We start from the raw sequence: 2,944 nt of genomic DNA on the forward strand, positions 1-2,944 counted from the left end.
TGCCTAAACCCGCCCCGCTGCCTGTCCGGTCAAACAGGGTGCACTCCACCACGCTGCTTTGAATGCGCACCATATAGAAGTAAGGCCGATACAAAGGCGTGTGGGAATATCGACACGTAGCCGAAATCAACGCAGCTTGGATGCATAAGATATTACAACAATGAGGCCACTTGGAATGTTATGTACACCTGCTCTGTTAGCGATTGGTTTTAAGATGCCAAAAAATGGAATCAGCCCAAGCCCATTTGTCATCGGGAGATATCACGATGGGTCGCAATGAATGCAAACTTCCGGCAGTCATCTCTGGGTGACCGTAAACGTAGCCGCGCAGCAATTTGGTGTCTTTCGGCGACACCCAACAAGCAGAGATGGTAGGTGCATTGGCAAGATCTTTCGCGGTTGGGCGCTGACCCACGGCAATTTCTCGCATTAACCGGATAATTGAGATCCATTTGGCGCAACCGGGCACAGGCCTTAAGGATCCATAGGGGTCCAAATCAGGCGCGCTGAAATCGACGCGCCGCCAGAGACAAATGTCGCGGCCTCGTACGCCGTGTCGAAACATATTATTGTTACCACAAGCAACAGCCTGTTGTCTCCGATCGGGCGCATAGCGCCTCTCTGCAATAATTCGTCTCTTTTTCGAGCTACCCATAGCGGCTTATCTCCCCCGTTTAAGACTTGAGATCCGGGTAGAAGCATAGTTGTTCGTCCCCGCATTGACGCCAAAGCGTGCGCTCCTCGAAACCTCATTTCATGCCGGCTCCAAGACATACCTTCGGCATCGACTCCGCGCGGCAACCCGGCGCGGCGAGCATTGATGGGTACCAGCACCGGTGGTGTTGATGCGAATAGACCAGGCGTGAGCATGCTGAAGAAGGGCCTGACGTCTTCCATGACGCTATCAGCTACTGCTAAGCTGTGATCACAGCGAGTGAAACGGTCTGCATCGTGACCGTTCGCGATTCTTGCACTTCCGCAATGCGTTATTTCATCTACGAAGCGCCGCTGTAAGATTAACCTTATAGTCTCGTTCATTACACGTTGTCCGGTTACAGCCAATATATCCCAAACAAAATCAAGGTCATCGTCTCCAGCGTGCGCAGCTAATCTTTCCTGCAACATGCCTCCTTCGCCCACGATCGCTCTGGGCTTTGATTCATCGTCGCCAAGGCCCAACAGGATATAAACTCCCGGCCCGAGCAGTGCCGGCAGTTCAAGAAGCGTATCTATGGACCAGATTGGGCTATAGAAAACTGTTGCGTCCGCCCCAATGAATTCAATCGAAATGATACCGTCGTCGCGATTCCCCTCTAAAATTCCGCGAAATGGTCGAACTCTTCTGTAAGTCATTACGAACCCTCGAAGCCATTTGCCCATCAAGCGGCATGTACCAGGTGGCGTCGCCTCTAGAATTTACCTTGTCGGCTAAAAGCAATACAGCCAAAGACAGCGGGCATTCTCGTGTGACTGCATAATTGCAGACGCGAATATTTGAATGTTTGCGACAAGATGTGTGCCAAAACGACTCAAGCAGAAGGTCTTATTGATCGCCTAAAGCGCAACAAAAGACACTTGTTTGTAGAGGCATGACCGGAGTGCTGAGTTAATTGTGCCTACAACCAGCACAAGGGGCCAAGCGAAACTTGGTCTATGCTCTAAGGCTTCAATGACACATCAAGTGCGTGTATTGGCCTGCAGCCAACGCATCGAGCGTCACCTATTTGGCAGCGCCGTAAGAGCGGCCCAAATCCGGCCACACAATGACTCGGGCTCTCGCCCCCGAATCACTCAAGAGAGCAAGACTACAGCTTTCCTCGAAGATATCAAGCGGGATCATCGCTCATTTCGTGTGGTATGACATAGATCACGGAGGCTTAGCCTGTTAAGGCGCCAACAGCTTCGCAGCGGCGGTTGGCGCTGATCTGGTTGCGGGTGTGGTGCTTAGGATCGGCCACAAAGACCGCATTTCGAGGCGTTGGCGTAGGTCCGTCTAGGGCGAGAGCCCGTTCTGTTCGCCTACGTGGGACAGCACGCGGCCTGCCCCTGGCGGCTCGCTCTGATCACTCGATTACAGTTTTCCGAGAACCTGTCCGCCCCCATGCGACCGATGCGAGGTGAGCTCGCATCAACTGGGAGTACTTGCTCGGCCTCGACTTGACCGACGCCGGCTTCGATGCCTCGGTTCTGAGTGAGTTCCGCTCCCGTGTGGCGGCTGGCGGCACCGAGGCCTTGCTGTACGACACCCTGCTCACGGGCGGTCCGCAGCCTCAACCCCCTCGGCTGCGCCATCGAGGCCTTACCGGCTCCCCTGAACGCTCTGGCGCTCTCCAGACCGGACCAGCTGCAGCTTCGTACCGATTTGAGCTGGATGAAGCGCTACGTCCATCCCATCACCGACTTCCGTATCCAGCACGGCCAGACGGGGCGCCGCGAGTGCGCTGAAGCGGTTGGGAGGACGGGCATCAGCTTCTTGCAGCTGTCGACATGCCAAAGCTGCGCCGAACGGGCTGCGCAATGTCCCCGCCGTAATGGCCTACCGCAGCGCTTGGCTGCAGAACTTCCACGTCGCCGAACCATCCGCTGGCGGATCGGAGGCCAAGGGCATCCCGACGGCTTTGGCGATGATCGCCTCACCCCACGATCGGGACGTGCACTACGCCAGGAAGCGCGCGACCACCGGGATAGGCAACAAAGTTGACCTGACCGAGACCTGCGGTGACGTCTGGCCGCCGCTGATCGTCCACGTCGCGACAGCACCAGCCCCGGTCGTGGACCGGGCGGTGCCTACCCCGTTGCATGCGGCACTGACGTTGGAGGACCTGGAGTGCACCCTGTTTGACCGGACAGACAGGCAGCGGGGCGGGTTTAGGCAGTCCGGCTGAGGTACTCTCGGGGCGAGAGCATGCGCAGGCCGGAGTGCGGGTGGATCGTGTTGTAGTCC

The 2,944-nt window shown here is 56.5% G+C and carries 2 protein-coding genes; both read left to right on the forward strand.

Going from position 1 to position 2,944, the window contains the following annotated elements; all coding sequences use genetic code 11:
* Nucleotides 1–2,157: 2,157 nt before the first annotated feature.
* On the forward strand, nt 2,158–2,445 hold the full coding sequence (locus H288_RS34685) for a hypothetical protein (protein WP_245274593.1): 288 nt from the start codon (nt 2,158–2,160) through the stop codon (nt 2,443–2,445).
* 86 nt (nt 2,446–2,531) lie between these two features.
* Entirely contained in the window at nt 2,532–2,885 is a 354-nt protein-coding gene (locus H288_RS33695) for a hypothetical protein (protein WP_020096585.1), read from the forward strand.
* Nucleotides 2,886–2,944 lie beyond the last annotated feature (59 nt).

Source organism: Methylobacterium sp. 285MFTsu5.1, from assembly GCF_000383455.1.
GTDB lineage: Bacteria > Pseudomonadota > Alphaproteobacteria > Rhizobiales > Beijerinckiaceae > Methylobacterium.

Excerpts from the sequence above, each read along its gene's own strand:
- H288_RS33695 (WP_020096585.1), top strand. The coding sequence starts at position 2,532 with ATGGCCTACCGCAGCGCTTGGCTGCAGAACTTCCACGTCGCCGAACCA.